This window comes from Alloyangia pacifica, from assembly GCF_900116195.1.
GTDB lineage: Bacteria > Pseudomonadota > Alphaproteobacteria > Rhodobacterales > Rhodobacteraceae > Salipiger > Salipiger pacificus.
In genome coordinates this window covers 227,308-246,703 of sequence record NZ_FOZW01000004.1, presented here as the reverse complement: position 1 = coordinate 246,703, position 19,396 = coordinate 227,308, and the positions used below count along the sequence as shown (strand labels likewise).

The window sequence follows — 19,396 nt, the reverse complement described above, 5'->3', positions numbered from 1 at the left end:
CGCGGAGGAGGCGCGCGGGCCTCATGCCCATGGGAGGACCCTCTATGAAATCGCTTCTGGCCAGCACGGCCCTTGTCTGCATCGCCGCCCCCGCCCTCGCACTTGACTGCGAGGGGCTGACCCCCGAGGCGCTGGGGCTTTCGGAAGTCACCTTCACCGAGGTCGCCGCCGTCCCCGCGGGCGAGGACAGCCGCGCCCCGCAGTGCCGCATCCGTGCCCGCACCGCCGAGCGGGTCGGCGCAGATGGCAAGGACTACGCGCTGAGCTTCGAGCTGGCGCTGCCGGACGACTGGAACGGCGATTTCGTTCACCAGTTCAACGGCGGAAACGACGGCGAGGTGAAACCCGCCACCGGCGCGCTGAAAGCCGGCACCGGCGACAGCTCGCCGCTGGCACAGGGCTACGCCGTGGTCTCCAGTGATGCCGGCCACGACGGTACGGCCAACCCGGACATGGGGCTGGCCGGCGGCGCGGCCTTCGGCTTCGATTTCGAAGCGCGGCAAATGTACGGCTACAAGGCCGTCGAGATCCTCCAGCCGCTCGCGCGCAAGATGGTCGAGGCCTATTACGAGAAGCCGGTCGAGCACGCCTATGGCATCGGCTGTTCGAACGGCGGGCGGCACGCGATGGTCGCCGCCGCGCGCATGCCCGGAGCCTTCGACGGGCTGCTGGTCGCCGCACCCGGCTTCAACCTGCCCCGCGCCGCGGTCCAGCACGCGCTGGACGTGCAGGCGCTGACCCCGATCACCGGTGACTTGCGCACCTCCTTCTCGAAGGAAGATCTCGCGCTGGTCGCGCAGGGCATCCGCGCCAGCTGCGATGCGCTCGACGGGCTCGAGGATGGTCTGGTGATGGACACCGCCGCCTGTCAGTCCGCCTTTGACCTGACCGCACTGCAGTGCGCCGAGGGGCAGAACTCCGACTGCCTGTCTGGAGCTCAGGTTTCCGCATTGCAAACCATCCACGCCGGGCCCAAGGGCGCCGAGGGTCAGCAGCTCTACTCCGACTGGAGCTGGGACACCGGCATCGAGGGCGGCAACTGGCGCTTCTGGAAGGTCGAAAGCACCGTGCCGCCGTGGGAGAAGATGCCAATCATCGGAGTGATGGGCGCGGCCTCGCTGGCGCAGGTCTTCAGCGTGCCGCCCACCGAAGTCGAAGGTGCCCCACAGGCGCTGGCCGATTTCCTGATGCAGTTCGACATCGCCGCGCAGGCGGGTGCGATCGACGCCACCTCCGAGACCTTCCCCGAGTCCGCGATGGACGTGATGTCGCCCCCGGGCGCGGACGACCCGGAACTGGCGGCCTTCCGAGACGCCGGTGGCAAGATCATCGTCACCCACGGCGTCGCCGACCCGGTGTTCTCGGTCAATGATACCGCCCGCTGGTATGCCGCCCTGGATGCCAACAATGGCGACAATGCCGAGGCCTTTGCCCGCTTCTACCCTGTGCCCGGGATGAACCATTGCTCGGGCGGACCCGGCACGGATGCCTTCGACCTGCTGACGCCGCTGGTGGCGTGGGTCGAGGAGGACATCGCGCCCGGCGCCGTGACCGCCTCCGCGCGGGCCGACAACGCAGAACTGCCCGAAGCGCTGCAAGGCGCCAGCCGCCCGCTCTGCCCGGCGCCGACGGTGGCGCGTTACCAAGGCGGCAACCCGAAATCCGCCAACAGTTTCAGCTGCGAATGAGGCATCCATGACCCCCTTCCAAGCCCCCACCGAAGAGATCCTCCGCAGCCTGCGCCTCTTTGCCGGGGACGCCCCCGGCTGGGATGCCGAGCTGTCGCAGGAAATCACCCAGCACTTCGCCGCCTTCGCCGAGGGCGTGCTCGCGCCGCTCAACGAGCCCGGCGACCGGCAGGGCTGCCGGCTCGAGAACGGCCGGGTGCGGATGCCCGAGGGCTTCGGCGCGGCCTATGCAGAGCTGGCGGAGGGCGGCTGGCAGGGGCTCACCGCACCTGAAGACTTCGGTGGTCAGGCGCTGGATCACCTGACGGCAGCTGCGGTTTCCGAGATCTTCTCGGGGGCCAACCACGCGCTGCAGATGGTGACGGGACTGGTTCCCGGCGCGATCTCGACCCTGCTCGCGCATGGCACGCAAGAGCAGCAGGCCGCCTGCATCCCGCGCCTCACCTCGGGCGAGTGGCTCTCGACCATGTGTCTGACAGAGGCTGGTGCCGGCTCGGATCTCTCGCGCATCCGCTGCAAGGCGACGCGGGACGGGGATGCGTGGAAGATCGAAGGACAGAAGATCTTCATCTCCGGCGGCGATCAGGACATGTCGCAGGGCATCCTGCATCTGGTGCTCGCGCGCAGCGGCACGCCTGAGGACGGGGTAAAGGGACTGTCGCTGTTTCTCTGCACGTCCGAGGTCGAAGGGGTCCGCAACCCCATCACCGTCACCCGCATCGAGGAAAAGCTCGGCCTGCACGCCTCGCCCACCTGCCAGATGGAATTCGACGGTGCGACGGCCGAGCTGATCGGCACCGAGGGGCGCGGGCTGGCGGCGATGTTCACCATGATGAATCACGCAAGGCTCGACGTGGCGCTGCAGGGTGTCGCCCATGCCAGCCGCGCCCATGCGATTGCCGCCGCCTATGCCGCCGAGCGCAAACAGGGCCGCACCCCCGAGGGCACACCTGCGCTTCTAACCGACCACCCCGACGTGACCCGGATGCTGGACGAGCAGCGGGATCTCGCGCGTACCGCCCGCGCAATGTGCCACGTTGCCTTGTGCGAGCTGGAAAAGGGCGAGGCCCCTGCCCTAATCGAGTTCCTCACCCCGCTGTGCAAGATCTATGCCACGGATGCCGGGATCCGCTCGGCCGACCTCGGCATCCAGATCCTCGGCGGCTACGGCTACCTCGAGGAATACGGCGTCGCGCAGGTCTGGCGCGACGCGCGGATCACCTCGATCTACGAAGGCGCCAATGGCATCCACGCGCTGACACTTGCAACGCGCGGGCTGAAGCTGGAGGACGGCGCGGCCATCGGGCAGTTTGCGGCGCTGGTCACCCGGCTCGGCGGCGGTGATGCCGAACTGGAGCTGCGCTGCGAGGCCTGGCAGGGCCACGCGCGCACTCTGGCCGAGACCCCGGATGTGCGGGCCGAGGCGCATGGCTTCGCGCAGGAGACCGCGGCGCTGCTGGCGCAGGCGGTGCGGCTGAGGCTGGCGGCGGGCTGAATCGCTCGCGCCTTGGCAGCGGGGCGCTCCCGCGATATGGGGGCGCCGAGCAATCCAGAGGCCCGAAGATGCAGATCACCCACCTTGTCACCCATTCCGGCGGCTTCCACGCCGACGAGCTGCTGTCCTCGGTGATCCTTACCCGCCTGTTCCCGGAGGCAGAGATCCTGCGTACCCGCGACGCGGGTTGGAACACCCCGGGCGAGGGCAAGATCATCTATGACGTGGGCCGCGACTACGACCACGCGCAGGGCATCTACGACCACCACCAGAAGGACGCGCCGCTGCGCGAAGACGGCCAGCCCTACAGCTCCTTCGGGCTGATCTGGAAGCACTACGGCCTCGACTACCTGCGCGCGGCGGAGGTGCCGGAAGCCGACCTAGTGGGCATCCACGCCAGCTTCGACCGGGGCTTCGTGCTGCCGGTGGACCTGATGGACAATGGCGCGCTCAGCCCCTCCGAGGCCGGGCCGATGCTGTCGGACCTGACGCTGCCGATGCTGCTGGAAAGCCTCAAGCCGGTCTATGACGACAAGGCGCCCGAGGCCGAGGACATGGCCTTTGCCGACGCGCTGCACATCGCCCGCGCCTTTGTCGAGGCCTCGATCCGTCGCAAGGCCGCCAAGCGCCGCGCCGAGGCGCAGGTCACGGCTGCCATCGAAGCCGCCGGGGAGAGCCGCATTCTGGAGCTACCGCAGGGCATGCCCTTCCGCTCGGCGGTGGTGGCTGCGGGTGCCGATCACCTGCTCTTCGTGGTGCACCCGCGTGGCGACGACTGGGCGCTCACCGGCATCCGCAAGAACGCCGACGGCTTCGAGCAGCGTGCCGACCTGCCCGCCGCCTGGGCCGGGCTGACCGATGCCGCGCTGGAAGAGGCCAGCGTTGTCGCGGGTGCGAAGTTCTGCCACAATGGCCGGTTCATCGCCGTCGCCGGCAGCCGCGAGGCGATCCTCGCCATGGCGGAACTGGCCGTGCGCGAGGCCGAGGCGGGCGCGGCCTGAACCGCGCCATCGCCGCTTACTGCATTACCGCCTCGAAGCGGACCTGAAGCACGTCCTCCGGCCCGAGCAGCGCGGTCGGCGGCACCCGCTCGGGGGTGTCCGAGCCGTTGCGGTACAGCTCGTAGATCGTCTCGACCGCCTCGCCCATGTCGGCCGCCGCCGCCGGGCTCGCGAGCCGCAGGAAATCGAGCGCCATCTCGAGGTCGGTCTGCTCCTGCGCGACCCGCTGATCCGCCTCGAGCTTGTCCTGCAGCAGGTTCAGCCGGTACTCGGTCTGCGCTTCCTGAATGTCGCTCTCGGCGTTGGCCCGCGTCTGCTTGGCCCGCGACACGAAGGCCGCAACCTCCAGCAGGTCGGCGTTGTATTCGGACAGGTCGATCTTCAGACCAAGCGTCTGCTCCTTGCGGGCCAGACCGCGGGACTCCAGCTCCTGCATGCTTTCGAGCTGTTCCTGCGTCGCATCGAGCCGCTCGTTGATCAGTTCGCGGCGCTGATCGAGCATCCCGGCCTCCTCGTCGGCGAGCATGCTTCGCATGCTGGCACCTTCCAAGAGGTCCTGCATCAGCGAGCGGCGCAGGCCGACCAGTTGGTCTTGCTGAAGGTCCAGTGGCGCGTCCGCGGCCTTGGCCTCCGGAGCAACACCGTCGAGCCGCGCCAGTTCGCGGGCCAGCGCGTCACGCTCGGAGATGGCAAAGGTCAGCCGGCTTTGCGCTTCGGCAAGCGTGTTGCGGGCCGTGCGGATGTCGCGATCGCTGCTCATCTCCTCCTGGATGCGCTCGAAGCCCCCGGCCATGGCCACCGCCTTCATCACCGTCATCCCGGGCCGGAATTCATAGGCGCCCGGCGTGTCCACCGCACCCAGCACGAAGACGTCCCGATACTCGAGCATGTCGACAAGCACCGACTCGCGGCTTGAGAAGCGGTCCCGCGCCTCGCTCTCGATCCGTTCCTCGATCTCGCGCATGGTCAGGCCGAGCACATTGACCGGCCCAAGCAGGTGCAGGGCGATATTGCCGTCCGCACGGACCTGGAAGGTGCCCGACATCTCGGGCTTGCCATAGACCGAGATGGTGAGCCTGTCGCCCACGTCGACGTTGTAATCGGGCGTGTCGGCGCGGACCGCGCCGCCGCTCAGGCTCAGGGCCAGGACCAGTGCGGTGCTGACGGAAAACTTGCGAAGGAAAACAACCATTCTCGCTACTCCTCAATTGGGGCTGTCCAGCCGGGGCTCGCCCGGCCGGTGCCGCGCGCCGGGGCGCGGTCCTTGCTTGGTGTCGTAAAGGGCAAAGATGCGCTGGCGCATGACCTCAGCGCTGAAGCGGGCGGCGACGGTGCCGCGCGCGGCCTCGCCGAGACGGGCCGCCGCGCCGGGGTCCGCCAGCAGCTGCGCCACCGCCTGCGCCAGTGCCTCCGGGTCGCCCGGCGGCACGAGCCGACCGCTGATCCCATCCTCAAGAACGTCCGGTATGCCGCCCACGGCGGTCGAGGCGATGGCGCATTGCATGGCCATTCCCTCGAGCAGCACCATCGGCAGCCCCTCCCAGGCAGAGGAGATCGCCAGCACGTCGATCGCCGCCAAGAGCCCGCGCATCCTGGAGATCGCGCCGGTCAGGATCAGGCGTTCCGGCCCCAGCCCGAGGGCACGGGCCTGCGCTTCGATCTGCGGCGCGAGATCACCCTCGCCGACCACCAGGAACACCGCCCCGGGTACGCGTTGCGCCAGCGTCGCGGCGCAGCGCAGGAAGGTCTCGTGATCCTTCTGCGGGGTCAGGCTACCGACCACCGCCACCACCTTGGCACCGGGGTGCACGCCGTAGGCCGCAAGGTCGAGCGGCTCGGTCCGGTCCCGGTCGAAATGATCGAGATCGATGCCGTTGACGATGGTCTCCATGGCGCTGCGCCGGAAGCCCCCGGTGCGCGCAACGTGGTCGGTGACCCGTTCCGAAACCCCGATGCAGGCGTCGGCCCCGGCAGTGGCGGCACGATAAATCAGACTCATCGCCTTCTTCTCGCGCCAGGGGTCGGTGTTGTGCAGCGTGATGATGCGCGGCACCCCGGACAAGCGCGCCGCCATCTGGCCGACGAGGTCACTCTTGACCAGGTGGCTGTGCAGGATGTCGGGGCGCCAGTCGCGGATGAGCCTCAGGCAGCGGGTCAGCGCCCGTGGGTCGCGGAGACCCTTGGTGCTGAGGCGGGTCATGCCGACCCCGCGCTCGGCCACGCGGGCCTCGAGCGGGCCCGGAGTGAAATAGGCCACATGCGCCTCGCCGCCCCGGGCCCGCACGGCGTCAAGCAGGCCGAGCAGCAGCATCTCGGCACCGCCGATCTTCAGGCTGTCGATGACATAGAGAATGCGCTTGCTCACCAGGCCACCTCCAGCTCTGCCTGCGGAAAGGCCGGCTCTCCGGGGAAATGCGAAGCGATCCGCCGCGCCACTGCGTCCCAGGTGAACTGCACCGCGCGGTGCTTCGCCGCCGCACCGAGCCGAAGCGCGTTCTCCGGGGTCTCCAGTGTCTGAACCAGCGCCTCGGAGAGCGCCGTGGCATCGCCGGCGGGCACCACGTGGCCCGTCTCGTTCTCGACCACGATGGAGCCGATGTCGCCCACATCGGTGGAGACCACCGGCAGGCCGAATTGCATGGCCTCGACGAAGACCACGCCGAAGGGTTCGAGCCGCGACGGCATGCAGAAGCATGAGGCCGCGTGGAAATGGTCCGCCACCTGTTCCAGCGGCAGGCGGCCTAGCACCTCGACGCCCTCGACCTGCACGTCGGGGCTGCAACCGATGATGGTCAGGGTCGCGTCCGGCAGGCGCTCATTCAGGAGCTTGAAGGCCTCGACCAGTTCCGGGCCACCCTTGCGCTCCCAGTCGACGCCGACAAAGAGGATGCGGCGGCGGGCAAAGCGCTCGGTGCTCAGTTCGACCGGGTGGCTGGGCATCACCGAGGCCCCTGCGCCGATCGCCGAGGCCCTGTCCGGCGCAAGGCCGTATTGCTCGATCAGCATCCGGCGGATCTTGGGGCCGAAGGTGAAGACATGATCGGCCTGAGTGTAGATCTCGCTCTCGCAGCCGAACCAGCCGTCGCTTGGCGCCCCGAACTGGCCCTGCAGGCTCGACATGCCCGCCCGTGCCACGTGATCGGTGTAGACGAAATTCGGAATCCCGGGCAGCGCCGCATTGAACAGAGACTGGGTCTGGAGGGTGAAATCATAGTCCGCGGGGTCGAAACGGTCGCGGACCATGCCGCTGACCGCCTCGTAGTAGGTCTGTGACCGCGCAAGCCGGTAGCGCAGCATGTCCTTGGAACTCCAACTGGAAAGGCCGTACTCGCGCTGCACCCCGACCAGGCAACGCAGCTGGCTCAGCATGTCCTCCTTGAACTCCTTGCCGACGTCGATGACATCCAGTTCCATCTCGGGGCGGACCCTGCGAAGGGCCGCCTCGATCTGCGCATTGATGTGAGAGAAGCTCCCGCGGATCACCAACAATCCCCGCAACCGCGCGGGCCCAACCATTGAAAAGTCCTTCATTTCACCCAATGATCCCATCCAAATACATGTATTCTAGAAAATCTATTCGCAGCGGTTCGCCGCCGTCCGAAACCCCGGTGAAGGTCAGCTCGTCGCCAGTTTGAAGCTCCACACCCTGCGTGCTGTGTTCGGCGAAGGACGTCTTGTTCACCGTTGCGTCGCCGGCGTCGAGGTCCCAGACAAAGCTGTCGACCTCCAGACCATTTACCAAAATATCGAGCTGCGACTGACCGTCGGACTCGTCAAAATGACCGAGGTTGAGGTTATAGATCCCTGCGATATCCGGAAAGACGAAGGTTGCGCTCTGCACGCCAGAATTTCCCGCCTGAAGGAATTGACCACCGGATGCGTGGGAATTGTTGTTGACGATGAAACCCAAGTCGATCTGGAAACTCTCCGCCTCGACGCGCACCAGTTCGCCCGGGCTCGTCGGGGTGCCGCCGCCGCCAGAGCCGCCGGAGCCGCCCGAGAGTGGCATGAAGTCGAGGTAGTCGACCCGCAGCGGCTCACCGCCGCCCGATACGCCCGACAGTTGCAGCGTGTCACCGACCGCCAGCTCGACGCCCGAGATCGTGTGCTCGGCGAAGGAGCTGCGGTTGGCCGTGGCATCGCCCGCGTCGAGGTTCCAGACGAAGGTGTCGATCACCGTGCCGTTGAGCACCACGTTCAGCGTCGACTGCCCGTCAGATTCGTCGAAGTAGCCCAGCGTGATGTCGAAGGTCCCCGCATCCGTCACGCTGTAGCTGGCGATCTGCGTGCCAGAGTTGGTGGCCTGAATGAACATGTCGCCCGAGGCGTTCCCGTTGCTCACAGCCGCAAAGCCCTGCACCAGACTGAGATTCTCGGCCTCGACACGGAAGGGGTCACCCGTGGGGGTGCCGCTCCCCGACCCGCCACCGGTCGAGCCGCCACCCGAGCCGCCCCCGCCGGAGCCGCCCTCGACGGGGGTGAAGTCGGCATAGTCGACCCGCAGCGGCTCGCCGCCACCCGACACGCCCGATAGCTGGAGCGTATCGCCGGCCGCGAGTACAACCCCCGCGATCGTGTGCTCTGCGAAGGAGCTGCGGTTGACCGTCGCATCCCCTGCGTCGAGGTTCCAGACGAAGGTGTCGATCACTGTGCCATTGACCAACACGTTCAGCGTCGACTGCCCGTCCGACTCGTCGAAGTAGCCAAGCGTGATGTCGAAGGTGCCCGCCTCCGTCACGGTGTAGCTGGCGATCTGCGTGCCCGAGTTGGTGGCCTGGATGAACATGCCGCCCGAGGCGTGGCCGTTGCTGACCGCCGCGAAGCCCTGCACCAACGTCATCGCCTCTGCCTCGACGCGGAACGGATCGCCCACGGGGGTGCCGCCCCCGCCGCCACCACCGCCGCCACTTGAGCTGTCGGCGTCATAGGTCAGGTAGATCGGATCGGAGGTCGGCCCGAGCGGCAGGTTGCCGTTCGACGGGTCGATCACCGCCGCCACGATCCCCAGCGGCAACTGGTCCTCACCGGTGAAGTTGTAGGCCGCCACGCCGGAGAGATCGAACAGTGAAGAGATGTCCTGCACGCCGCCTGTCAGGGTGACGTCTATGGTCTGCAGCTCCACCGCGTTGTTGGCCGGGAAGTCCGAGGCCGCCAGAGCCGCAAGCTGCGCGTCGAGCTGCGGCGCATACGCCTGTTCGGAGGTGCCTCCGGTGGTAAAGGCATTGGTGGTCGGCTGGATCATCGCCTTCATCAGCACCACGCGCATCACAGCCCCCGCGGGGCCGCTGACCACCATGGTGAAATCATCGGCGCTGTAGGTGCCGACACCGCCCTCGCCCAGCCCATTGACGACGAGACTGGCTTCGGTCCCCGGAGAGGCCTGCGAGGACAGCCCGCGCGCGCCTGCCTGCGTGCCGGTGCCATGCAGGTAGCCGGTGCTGGTGGTGCCATCCGCATAGGTGACGGTGAAACGCGAGCCGATCAGCTCCGCGCCAGAAACCCCGCCCACGTCCCAGTCCGGGTCAGAGCCTGCGTCGAGCGTCGACTTCTTGGCGCCCGCGACCGAGTTCGGATCCATGTCCACCGAGAAGGTCATCGTCTCGCCCGACTGGAAACCGCCGCTGGTGGCCTGATCGAAGGTCAGAACGATGCCCTCATAGCCGGCCGTACCCCCGGCCCCGACGTAGGTGCCGTTGTTCGGATCGCTGGCATCGTTGTTCGGCGCATCGACGCCGGTGCCGCCGGCGTTGTTGATCGTCAGCACCTTGGCGATCGTGTCCCCGGCGAGACCGAAGGGGTCGAAGACAGCATCTTTCAGCACTGCGCCCGAGACATCGATCTCGACCTTGGTGACGACCTTGTTGCCGACGTTGCTGAGCACGAAGGAGCCGCTGTCATAGTTCGACTTCTGAACGTCGTCCACATTTGGCGTGATCGCCAGGGTGACCGCTCCGCCACCGGTGGGACCGCCCGAGCTGCTGTCGTTGTCGAGAATGGTCACGGAGGCGCTTCCGTCGCCGATGCTGGCATTCGCACCGGTCACGCCGGTGATGACAACCTCGAAGCTCTCGGCGCCCTCGGCCAGCGCGTCGTCGAGAATATTGACCTGAACGCTCGCATCCGCCGAGCCGCCGGCGATCTGGCGCGTGCCGCTGTAGACCCCGGTCGCGGCATTGAGCGTCGCGTTGGCTACGGTGTAGTCGCTGCCCGCGGTGGCACTCACCGGGCGCACCTCGAACTGCACCAGAACGCTGCTTTCGGTCGGCACGTAGTTGCTGGCAGAGATGGCCACGGTCACCGAGCCCTCGCCCTCTCCGACGAAGGCATCGGCAACGGAGATCGACGGCCCCTCGGCAACGCTGTCGATGGCGACAATCTCGATGCCGTTGATCAGCGGGTTTTCGAGAACCGCCGCGAAGTCGATGTCGGCGATGCCGTCATCGATCTGGCCCGTCCATTGCATCATGCCGCCGACGCTGGCCCCGAAGGTGCCGGCGAGGTCGAAGTCGTCGAGAAAGAGCTCGCCCTCGATGGTCACGTCAAAGAGCCGTTCACCGGGTTGATCGGTACCGGCATAGCCGTTGCCCATGTAGAGCCGGATCGCGTAGTATCCGGGGTCCACAGCGAACTCGAACTGCATGCCGTCACCGGTGGGACGCGCCCAGCGTTCCTGGGTGAAGACGCCGACCGGCGTGGTCGAGGGTACGGAGCCGTCCAGCGCGGTGATGTTGAAGGTCGACACGGTCGTGGTCCCCGCCACGATCGGCGCGGTGCTGCTGCTCCAGTCCATGCCCCCGTCAGTGGCGGCAACGTCGGCATTGCCGGCCACCCAGCGGTGCACGACCTCGCCATCCGAGGTGTTGGTGATCTCGATCCAGTCCCAGGAGGCGGCAAAGCTGTCGTCGCCCACCTCGGTGGAGGCCACCATGCCCACCACCGCCCCGGTGATCGCACCGAAATTGTTGTATTCGCCCTTCACCGCCTCGACCACGGCGTCCGGAAGCGGCAGCGTCGCGGTCGGCACCCAGGCCGTGTAGACGCCGTTGTTCAGATAGCGCGCCCGCGCGGTGGCGGTCTCGGCCCCGGCGGTCATATCGAGATCGATGGCCACCTCGAAGTTGGGATCGCCAACCCCGAGGATCGCCGGGTCCTCGATGCCCGGCACCTCGACGAAGCTGGTGACGTAGCTGTTGTTCGTCTCGACCAGAAGCTGCACGCCGTACTTGATGGTGCCGCCGTCGTTCACCACCGCGATGGTGGCCTCGGCGAAATTGTCCTGATCGCCCGGCCCCACCATCAGGCCGACCTTCTCGCCGCCATCCCAGGTCTTGGCCGGGGCGTCATTGTTCAGCGAGTAGGTGAAGATATTGACCATCTCGCTGGTGATCGACAGCTGCTGCGCGCCGGCGGCCGAGAAGCCGATGCCGAGCACGTTCTGCTGCGAGTTGGACGTGCCCTCGGCGGTACCGGCATAGGCCTCGTCGATGCTGACGAAGCTCGACGCGCCGCCGAGGTTGAACACCCCGCCGTAATAGAGCCCCTGCGTCGGGTCGCCGCCGTTGTCGACCTGCGGCAGCAGGTTGTTGCGCCACACCGCATTGACCCCGATGCCACCGGCGATGCTGTCGCCGCTCGGCACCGCGCCGGGCGGGGTCGAAGCCGGGTTGTTCAGCTCGAAGTCCCAGCGCGAGGTCGAATTGGGCCCCACCACGGCACCGGTCCCGTCCGTCGGATCACCGACATGACTGTCGAGCGTGTTGTTCACCCCGTCGAGATCGAGGTCGTCGCTGGCGTCGAGCGGCTCACCGCCGGGGATGAAGATCGCGATATTGTCCTTGCCGTAGACCCCGCTGACGATGAGGCCGGCAAAGTCGTCCAGACCGTCCCCATCATTGTCGATGAAGGTGCCCAGCCCGTTGTCGCCGAGCGCCGTGACCGCCAGCGGCTGCGAGCCGAAATTGCCAAGCTGGTAGACCACAGAGGCGGAATCCATCCGCCCGTCTCCGTCGGTATCCTCGACACGGGTGAAATAGAGCGTCCCGTCGAAGCTGGCCGCGATAATGGTGTTCTGCAGCGCCCCGCCAAAGAAGGTTGCCCTATATTCCTCGAGACCGTTGGTGGACTCCGGCAGCGTGATTAGCGAGCCGTCTTCGGTCTGGTCGAGCAACTGCGCCTCGGGCGAATAGGCGGTGCCGTCCATCACCGAGGTGCCGTCGAAATGCGCCAGAACGTCGGCGATCGAACTGCCCGGATGCTCCCAGTCATAGCCCGAGACCACGTCGAAGAAATCCGCCGGGAGCCCGGTGCCCGAGGTCGTGTCGACCCAGCTGCCCGAAGAGTTCTGGGTGTAGATGATCAGCAGTTCGGACAGGAAGTCGCGCGCCTCGGCCTCGTTTGCGAAGAGCTCCGCGCCATAGGCCATGATCGGCGAGCCGGAGGTCGCGCCCGCGTAGCTTCCGTCGCTGTTGAAGGCGAGCGAGAGCGCCTCTGCGGCGGCGCGGATCGGGTTCGCATGGCCGCCGTAGGGGCCGTATTCATCGGTGATCTCGCCAAGGTAGTGCAGCTGGTCGCCGAAGCCCTTGCTGCCGTCCTCGCTGAACTCATTGGTGGCAAGTTCCGTGGTCCAGTCGTCAACCACGGCGCCGTCGGAGTAGGACACCGGTTGCCCGCCCCAGCCGCCGTTCGGGCCGTTGTCCCACGTGTAGACCTGGCCGTCCTCGGTCACCAGCACGTCATAGGGGTTGCGAAAGCCCGGTGAATGGATGCTCAGCGGATTGTCCACCAGCTTGAGCTGGCCACCCTCGCTGACCAGCACGTAGTCGGTGATCTTGGCCATGTTCAGGCCGTTGTTACCGCCCGCCCAGTCCGGCTGCAGGACGCCGCCGATGCTGCCGTTGTTGTCGAGCGTGAAGTTCGGATCGAGATTCAAGTTCTGTATGCCCAAGGACCCGAGGTTGACGTTCGGCCGCGAAGGATCGTCGAGCGTCGGCATGTCGAGCACGAAGAGATTGCCGTTGGCGTCGGTGCGGATGTCGTAGGACTCGAGGTCGGTCAGGTTGATCTTGATGACCGACGCCGAGTAGGCAAAGTCCACCGTGCCCGCGAAGTTGTTGCCGGGCGCCCCCTTGTTGGTGTTGCCGCCGATCGCAACCCAGAGGTAGGTGTCCCCGGTCGCGGGATCGACCGAGAGGTCCAACCCGTTGACAGAGTGGTTCTCTTCGGACCGCGGCAGACCGCGCACGATGGCGACGTTCGACAGAACGGCCCCGGTGTCCGGGTCGAGGACGATTCGGTGGATCTGGCTGGAATTGGTGTCGAGCCCGCTGTCCTCGCCAACCGCGATACGCCAGTCCGACGAGGTGACGTAGAGCACATCATTCCCGTCTTCGTCAGTGGTCGCGACGAGACCTGTCATCTGGCGTTTCGCCGTGGTGTTCAGACTGCCATCGTCGTCGAAGTTCTGCGTGTCGTTCTTGATGACGTTGATCGCCACCGTCGAGGTCACAACGAAGTCGGGACTGGTGTCTGCGTCGGCGCCATCAGGCTGCCGTTCGATCTCGTAGCGATAGATCGTGCCGTCTTGCTGGGCGACGAAAAGTACCGGGTTTCCCGTCTCGCTGAAATCCAGCGCCGTCGGATTGGTGCTCAGTTCCGCAGCAAGGTCTGTAACACCGAATGTAATATCTTCGGGCATTTTTGCATCCTCTGAGGAGAGGGGTAAAATCAACTATAAAATCAATTATTTAAGGCGTTTTCTAAGACTTGATGTCTTTCGCGCTTTTCTGCGTCGCGCTTCGACGTCACCAACAGCGAGCGGGTCACGACCCGCCCGCTCTCACGCTGCGCGGGACCGGGAGAAAATCCGGCGCAACCTAGCGGAGAGAAATTCGGAGCGGTGCGGCACGACCACTGCCTGGAACAGGTAGCGGCTGAGGATATGCTCGCTGAACTCGCTCTTGGGCGTATAGGCGACCTGCACGCGGCCGTTCGGCGCGGTGGCCTGGACCGTGCTCAGTTCCACCGCCGCGCTGCGGGTCTGGCCATCCGGCAAGACCATGGTGAGCCGGCCGCTCAAAGGCACGTTCAGCGCATTGCCCTGATCCAGGATCAACTGATCCTCGTCGACCCAGAACACCGCCCGCTCCTGTCCATCGTCGGAGACGAAGCGCATGTCGTAGAGGCGCGCGCGGGCAGCCTCGACGCGCTCGGAGCGGCCTCCGAAGAGGTTCGAGCCGACCCGGGCAAAGGTGCGTGCGAGCACACAGACACCGACGATGAACACCAGAGAAACCTCGCCAAGGTAGGAGACCTCCGTCCGGCACAGCTTGTTGTTGAGCCGCGAGCGGATCGCCTTGGAGGTACCGTGGCTCATGAAGGCCTGCGCCGGGCCGATCATCCCGGGTTTCACCCGGAAGCGCCGCTCGTAGTCGGGGATCGTGGCCGCGTATTGTGCCGCGATCTCCGGGCGGACGGGACGCGGACCACACATGTTCATGTCGCCCTTGATCACGTTCAGCAACTGCGGAATCTCGTCCAGTCGGGTCTCGCGCAGGAACAGCCCCATCGGGGTTTCGATGCCTGAGCCCTTGGGCAGGACCTTGTCCTTGGTGAGCTGCGCCGCCTTGGCGCCATCGAGGGTGCGGAACTTCAGCACGTCGAACAGCGCACCGTTCTCCCCGATGCGCGGCCCGCGGTAGAAAATCGGGGTTCCCTGGGTGAGGGCCAGGAGTGCGGTGATCAGCAGGAACAGGGGGAGGACCATGACGAACAACGCCATGGCGATGGTGAAGTTGTATGCGCGATAAATGCGGCGAGACCGGGGCTGGAACCCGACGGAGAACCGCGGCCAGATGGCGCGGCGCGCGGGAGCGGGCCAAGCCACGGCCTGCCCCCCGTAGTTCGCGTTGGACACGCCTTGCGAGGGAAGGTCAGTGCGATAACTGGCAGTGTTGAAGCTCTTGAACCGGGAGGCGGGGTCTTCTTCTATTACTTTGTAATTGTTAGATTTTTCTAGTTCACTGCTTGTCGAAAAATTCATCGGAAATATCCTCGGAAAACTCAAGGAACCAAGGGAAACCCCCAGGTCAAAAGGCAAAATACAAAACGAGCCGCATGAACGCGCGGCGATCCAGAAAACGTCAGTATTGCTCAGACTTTAGGCCAAAAACCGCCTCAAAGTGCCCCGGATCAATATAGGAGCTAACGTTTTTCAAATTTAATCAATGCACATCGTTCTTAAGAAAATAGTAACTTTAAGGGCCATTGGTGCAAAGCTGTTTTTTGGAGAAATCGAGGCAAACCCGGCAGAACTGCGTCGCGGCGGCATTTTTCACGCCATAGTTGCACAGAGCCTGTGCGCGTTGCGGCAACAGCTACCCAATCCACGAGCTTCCACATCGCCCCGACGGACATACCATCGCCATACATTCACCTTACTTGACCTACTGCAACCGCCGAATTTGGCGGAGAAAAGCCGGTTTCCCGCTGGGTTCAGGGCTGACGGCCGTTGATCACCTGCGCTTGCGAATCGATGATTGCACCACCGCGCGATCGGACCTCTTCGAGCACCCGAAGGTCGGTGGAATCGAGTTGTGGCAGCCGCGCCCCGGCATGGGACAGAACCCACTCCTCGACTTCCCCAGAGCTCATGACGGGCGGGTCGCTGCCCTCGAAGACGGGCTCGTCCGACAACGTCACCTCCGCATCCTCGCGGACCGCACCTATGGTGTCGGACAGGAAATAGTTCGGCCCGGGTCTCCCGGCGTCCTGCAGGTGCAATGGCGGCCGGTCGGCGCTGTTCGGCCCCGGCACGTAGACATTGCCGATGATGTGGATAGACGACCCCGTTCCCTGAAACCCGCTTGGCCCCCAGTTGTAGACGAGATTGTTGATGAACTCGATCTGCGTGCTGCTGTCCTTGACGTTCGGATTGCGATGCGGATTGTGTGCCAGCAGATTGCCGATCACGCTGATCCGCTTCGCCGAACCACCGCCGATCAGCAGCCCCATGCCGTGTCGTCCCTTGGGATGGATGGACTGATCCAGCGCCTCCGAGATGATGTTGCGCGAGATCGTGACGTCGGCGACGTTGCCCCAGATCGCCAGCACCTCGTCCACCGACCAGCTGAGCGAATTGCCCTCGACGATCACGTTCCGGATCGGCCTGTCACCGTCTCCGATGGACAGCCCGTCGCGGTTTTCCGGGGCATCGCCGGGCCCGTCGCCGGGTCGCAGGCGCATGCCGCGCACGATCACGTTGCTGCCCACCACATGTAACCGGCCACCGGTGAGCGTGATCCCCCCAGGCGCCGTAGTGCCGTCGATGGTGACATCCGGCCCGATCTGAATCTGCTCGGACAGCGCGATGATGCCGCCGACGTCGAACGCGACGATGCGCGGGCCACGTTCCTTCTCGACCGCCGCGCGCAGGCTTCCGGGTCCGTCATCCGCAAGGGTGGTGACAAGAACCGTGCGACCGCCCTCGCCGCCCCGGGTGTGCGCCCCGAAACCGACAGGTACCTGGAGACCAGGAGCCTCGGCGCTCTGGGCGCTCTGGGCGCGGGCGAGCCCGACCGGCCCGCCCCCTCCTGCGGCCAAAGCAGCCAACGACATCGCCACCAGAAAGTCCCGACGCCGCACGCGCGCGAAAGAAGGCACCATGCGCTCCCTCCCTTTTCAAAAGATCTTCGCCCGGATGCGACCGCAGACGACTTTCTCGGGACCACAGGACGCGCGAACATCATGCGCGCACTGGGACGGTCAGAACCTCGAGTCGATCAAGACGTCGACTGCATCTGACGGGACTTCTTGCCCAGCAGGTCCTCGAAGTAGGCGATCGTCCGGGCGATGCCCTGCGAGAGTTCGACCGACGGCTCCCAGTCCAGATGCGCACGCGCGAGAGCGATGTCGGGACGGCGCTGCACCGGATCATCGCTCGGCAACTCGCGCGATACCAGCTGCGACCTCGATCCGGTCTGCGCCACGATCATCTCGGCCAGTTGCTTGACGGTGCACTCCTGCGGGTTTCCAAGGTTCACCGGACCGGTGAAGTTCTCTTCGGTGCCCATCATGCGGATCATGCCGTCGATCAGTTCGTCCACATAGCAGAAGGAGCGGGTCTGACTGCCGTCACCGTAGATGGTGATGTCCTCATCATAGAGCGCCTGCCGGATGAAGTTCGAGACCACGCGCCCGTCCTGCGGATGCATCCGCGGACCGTAGGTATTGAAGATGCGCACCACCTTGATCGGCAGCCCGTGCTGGCGGTTGTAGTCGAAGAACAGTGTCTCGGCGCAGCGCTTGCCCTCGTCATAGCACGAACGCACGCCGATCGGGTTGACGTTGCCCCAGTAGCCCTCGGCCTGCGGGCTGACCAGTGCGTCGCCATAGACTTCCGAGGTCGAGGCCTGAAGGATCGGGCATTTCAGGCGCCGCGCCAGTCCCAGCATGTTGATCGCGCCATGCACCGAGGTCTTGGTCGTTTGCACCGGATCATGCTGGTAGTGGATCGGAGAGGCCGGACAGGCGAGGTTGTAGATCTCGTCCACCTCGACGTAGAGCGGAATGGTCACGTCATGGCGCAGGAACTCGAAGCGCGGGTTTCCGAGCAGGTGCTCGATATTGCGCTTGGTGCCGGTGAAGAGGTTGTCGACGCACAAAACCTCTGCCCCGCTTTCCAGCAGCCGATCGCAGAGGTGCGAGCCGAGAAACCCGGCGCCACCGGTCACGAGGATGCGCTTGCGGCTGTTGTAGTTGCGCTTCAACATGGTGTTTCCTTTTCAAAATAAAAATCAATTCAGTCAAAAATACATGGTGCCGCGCGGATCACCCCCCGGCGGCGGATCTGGGGCGCACCGGGTCCGGGACCGGCCAGCCCAGGGATGCAAGATCGCGCCCCACAAGCTCCTGCAGGAGCAGCATGTCCTCGGCGTAGGTCTCGGCGATTTCCACGGCGAGGTCGTCCAGCACGGGCACCTTGGCGAGCTTGGCGTTGTTGAGCTCGTTCATCTTGCGCACCAATCCCAGCGACTGGACACCGAGGATTCTCTTGATCGGCCGCGACACCATTTCCCGCGCGGGACCGGCACGCGAGACCACGAAACGCACGAGCTTGGAGCGCGCGCGCTTGGCCTCGTTGATCGAGGGGAATTCCACCCGCCCGTCATCGCTCAGCCCGAGGAAGTCCAGGGCCTGCCGGTAGGTCTCGGCGGTGTCGGAGCGCATGTCTTCCTGGAACAGCACCAGCACGCGCTCGCGTGGGACACGGGCGTAGAGACGCGACAGCATCTCTCCGAAGGCAGCGGTGCGATGGTAGAGCAACGTCGAGGGCGCGCGGCAATGCCGCGGCAGGCTCCTCCCCTCGGCACGGGCCTCTGACAGATCCCAGGCCTTGCGGAAATCCTCTTCGTTTTCGTCGAGCGCATGGATCAGCTGCCGGTGCAGCGAGGCAAGCATCCGGACCGGGTTGCGCAGCATGACGATGAACTTCGCATCCGGGCGCGCCTTGAGGATTTCTGTGATCGCGGTGTCGGAATAGAAGTACCAGACCGACCCCTCCATCATTACCTTGGCCTGCGGCCGCGTGGGAAAGTTGGCGCGGTAGGCTTCCAGGTCCTCGCAGCGGCACAGGCCCTTCAAATCATGGGAATAGAAGTGAGGTTCCTTGGGATTGCTGAAGCTCACCCCGGGATGTTGGGCGAGGTAGTGGCCAAGCGCGGTCGTGCCGCATTTCGGCGCCCCGATCAGGTAGGCCGCGGGCGGAAAGAGGTCTGTCCCGGAAACGGCTTCGGGATCGGACGGGAGAGAATGCGTCGACACGGGCAGCGTCTCCTACTGCATCGCCGATCGCCTTGGGTCACGACGCCACGCGCGCCGGAGAAAATTCGGGAGGAAGGCTCGGATCGGTGCAGTCACGGTACCTCACGTCGAGGCAGGCAGTGCGCGCGGACCGGACGATCAGAGAATGATCGCGAGAATGAAACCGGCAAGCGCGCCCAAAGATGCAATCCCAATCCAGGCAACCGCCCCAAGGCTGAAACCAACGAAGAATGAAATAAGCCAAACGTAAAAAATTGCGGTTAGCGCACAAGAAACTATGAGTATCGCCTGCCGGACATATTGACGGTCCCGCCGGGGCGGTTCTTCAGCCCGTCTGCCCATGGGCGACGTTTGAGAGCGGTCGGTGGAACCCTGACCGCGCCAGACGCGGAGCC

Annotated in this window: 11 protein-coding genes; 3 read left to right on the top strand and 8 right to left on the bottom strand. The window is 65.5% G+C overall.

What is annotated here, in order from left to right; translation table 11 throughout:
- Positions 1-44: 44 nt before the first annotated feature.
- The 3 genes from BM397_RS10645 (at position 45) to BM397_RS10635 (ending at position 4,184) form a co-directional block, all read left to right on the top strand.
- Positions 45-1,688, top strand: a complete 1,644-nt coding sequence (locus BM397_RS10645) for a tannase/feruloyl esterase family alpha/beta hydrolase (protein WP_092423725.1) — start codon at positions 45-47, stop codon at positions 1,686-1,688.
- A 7-nt stretch (positions 1,689-1,695) separates the two neighbouring features.
- Complete coding sequence (locus tag BM397_RS10640; RefSeq protein WP_092423723.1) at positions 1,696-3,183, top strand: acyl-CoA dehydrogenase family protein; 1,488 nt, start codon at positions 1,696-1,698, stop codon at positions 3,181-3,183.
- Between the two features lie 68 nt (positions 3,184-3,251).
- Positions 3,252-4,184 carry an MYG1 family protein gene (locus tag BM397_RS10635; RefSeq protein WP_092423721.1) on the top strand — a complete coding sequence of 311 codons (933 nt, stop codon included), beginning with the start codon at positions 3,252-3,254 and terminating at the stop codon, positions 4,182-4,184.
- 16 nt (positions 4,185-4,200) lie between these two features.
- Here the strand turns inward: BM397_RS10635 and BM397_RS10630 are convergent, their stop codons facing one another.
- The 8 genes from BM397_RS10630 to BM397_RS10595 form a co-directional block, all read right to left on the bottom strand.
- Entirely contained in the window at positions 4,201-5,376 is a 1,176-nt protein-coding gene (locus BM397_RS10630; protein WP_092423719.1) for a polysaccharide biosynthesis/export family protein, read from the bottom strand.
- Positions 5,377-5,388: 12 nt separating this feature from the next.
- Positions 5,389-6,549: a glycosyltransferase gene (locus BM397_RS10625; RefSeq protein ID WP_092423716.1), complete on the bottom strand. Its 1,161-nt coding sequence runs from the start codon at positions 6,547-6,549 to the stop codon at positions 5,389-5,391.
- Positions 6,546-7,700 (bottom strand): glycosyltransferase family 4 protein, encoded by a 1,155-nt coding sequence (locus BM397_RS10620; RefSeq protein ID WP_176806593.1) that lies wholly within the window; start codon positions 7,698-7,700, stop codon positions 6,546-6,548. The genes BM397_RS10625 and BM397_RS10620 overlap by 4 nt, the downstream gene beginning before the upstream one ends.
- A 16-nt stretch (positions 7,701-7,716) precedes the next feature.
- Positions 7,717-13,878, bottom strand: coding sequence for a Calx-beta domain-containing protein (locus BM397_RS10615; RefSeq protein ID WP_092423712.1), 6,162 nt, complete (start codon positions 13,876-13,878; stop codon positions 7,717-7,719).
- A gap of 141 nt (positions 13,879-14,019) precedes the next feature.
- Entirely contained in the window at positions 14,020-15,222 is a 1,203-nt protein-coding gene (locus tag BM397_RS10610; RefSeq protein ID WP_092423710.1) for a sugar transferase, read from the bottom strand.
- A gap of 452 nt (positions 15,223-15,674) precedes the next feature.
- Positions 15,675-16,844 (bottom strand): pectate lyase family protein, encoded by a 1,170-nt coding sequence (locus BM397_RS10605; RefSeq protein WP_092423708.1) that lies wholly within the window; start codon positions 16,842-16,844, stop codon positions 15,675-15,677.
- Between the two features lie 116 nt (positions 16,845-16,960).
- Positions 16,961-17,950 (bottom strand): UDP-glucuronic acid decarboxylase family protein, encoded by a 990-nt coding sequence (locus BM397_RS10600; RefSeq protein ID WP_218124869.1) that lies wholly within the window; start codon positions 17,948-17,950, stop codon positions 16,961-16,963.
- A 58-nt stretch (positions 17,951-18,008) separates the two neighbouring features.
- Positions 18,009-19,001: a sulfotransferase family protein gene (locus tag BM397_RS10595; protein WP_176806589.1), complete on the bottom strand. Its 993-nt coding sequence runs from the start codon at positions 18,999-19,001 to the stop codon at positions 18,009-18,011.
- Between the last annotated feature and the right edge of the window lie 395 nt (positions 19,002-19,396).

Bases quoted from the DNA above. Each gene is read 5' to 3' on its own strand.
- BM397_RS10645 (WP_092423725.1), top strand. From the start codon at position 45: ATGAAATCGCTTCTGGCCAGCACGGCCCTTGTCTGCATCGCCGCCCCC.
- BM397_RS10630 (WP_092423719.1), bottom strand. From the start codon at position 5,376: ATGGTTGTTTTCCTTCGCAAGTTTTCCGTCAGCACCGCACTGGTCCTG.
- BM397_RS10600 (WP_218124869.1), bottom strand. From the start codon at position 17,950: ATGTTGAAGCGCAACTACAACAGCCGCAAGCGCATCCTCGTGACCGGT.
- BM397_RS10605 (WP_092423708.1), bottom strand. From the start codon at position 16,844: ATGGTGCCTTCTTTCGCGCGCGTGCGGCGTCGGGACTTTCTGGTGGCG.
- BM397_RS10610 (WP_092423710.1), bottom strand. From the start codon at position 15,222: ATGAATTTTTCGACAAGCAGTGAACTAGAAAAATCTAACAATTACAAA.
- BM397_RS10615 (WP_092423712.1), bottom strand. From the start codon at position 13,878: ATGCCCGAAGATATTACATTCGGTGTTACAGACCTTGCTGCGGAACTG.
- BM397_RS10640 (WP_092423723.1), top strand. From the start codon at position 1,696: ATGACCCCCTTCCAAGCCCCCACCGAAGAGATCCTCCGCAGCCTGCGC.
- BM397_RS10635 (WP_092423721.1), top strand. From the start codon at position 3,252: ATGCAGATCACCCACCTTGTCACCCATTCCGGCGGCTTCCACGCCGAC.
- BM397_RS10620 (WP_176806593.1), bottom strand. From the start codon at position 7,700: ATGGTTGGGCCCGCGCGGTTGCGGGGATTGTTGGTGATCCGCGGGAGC.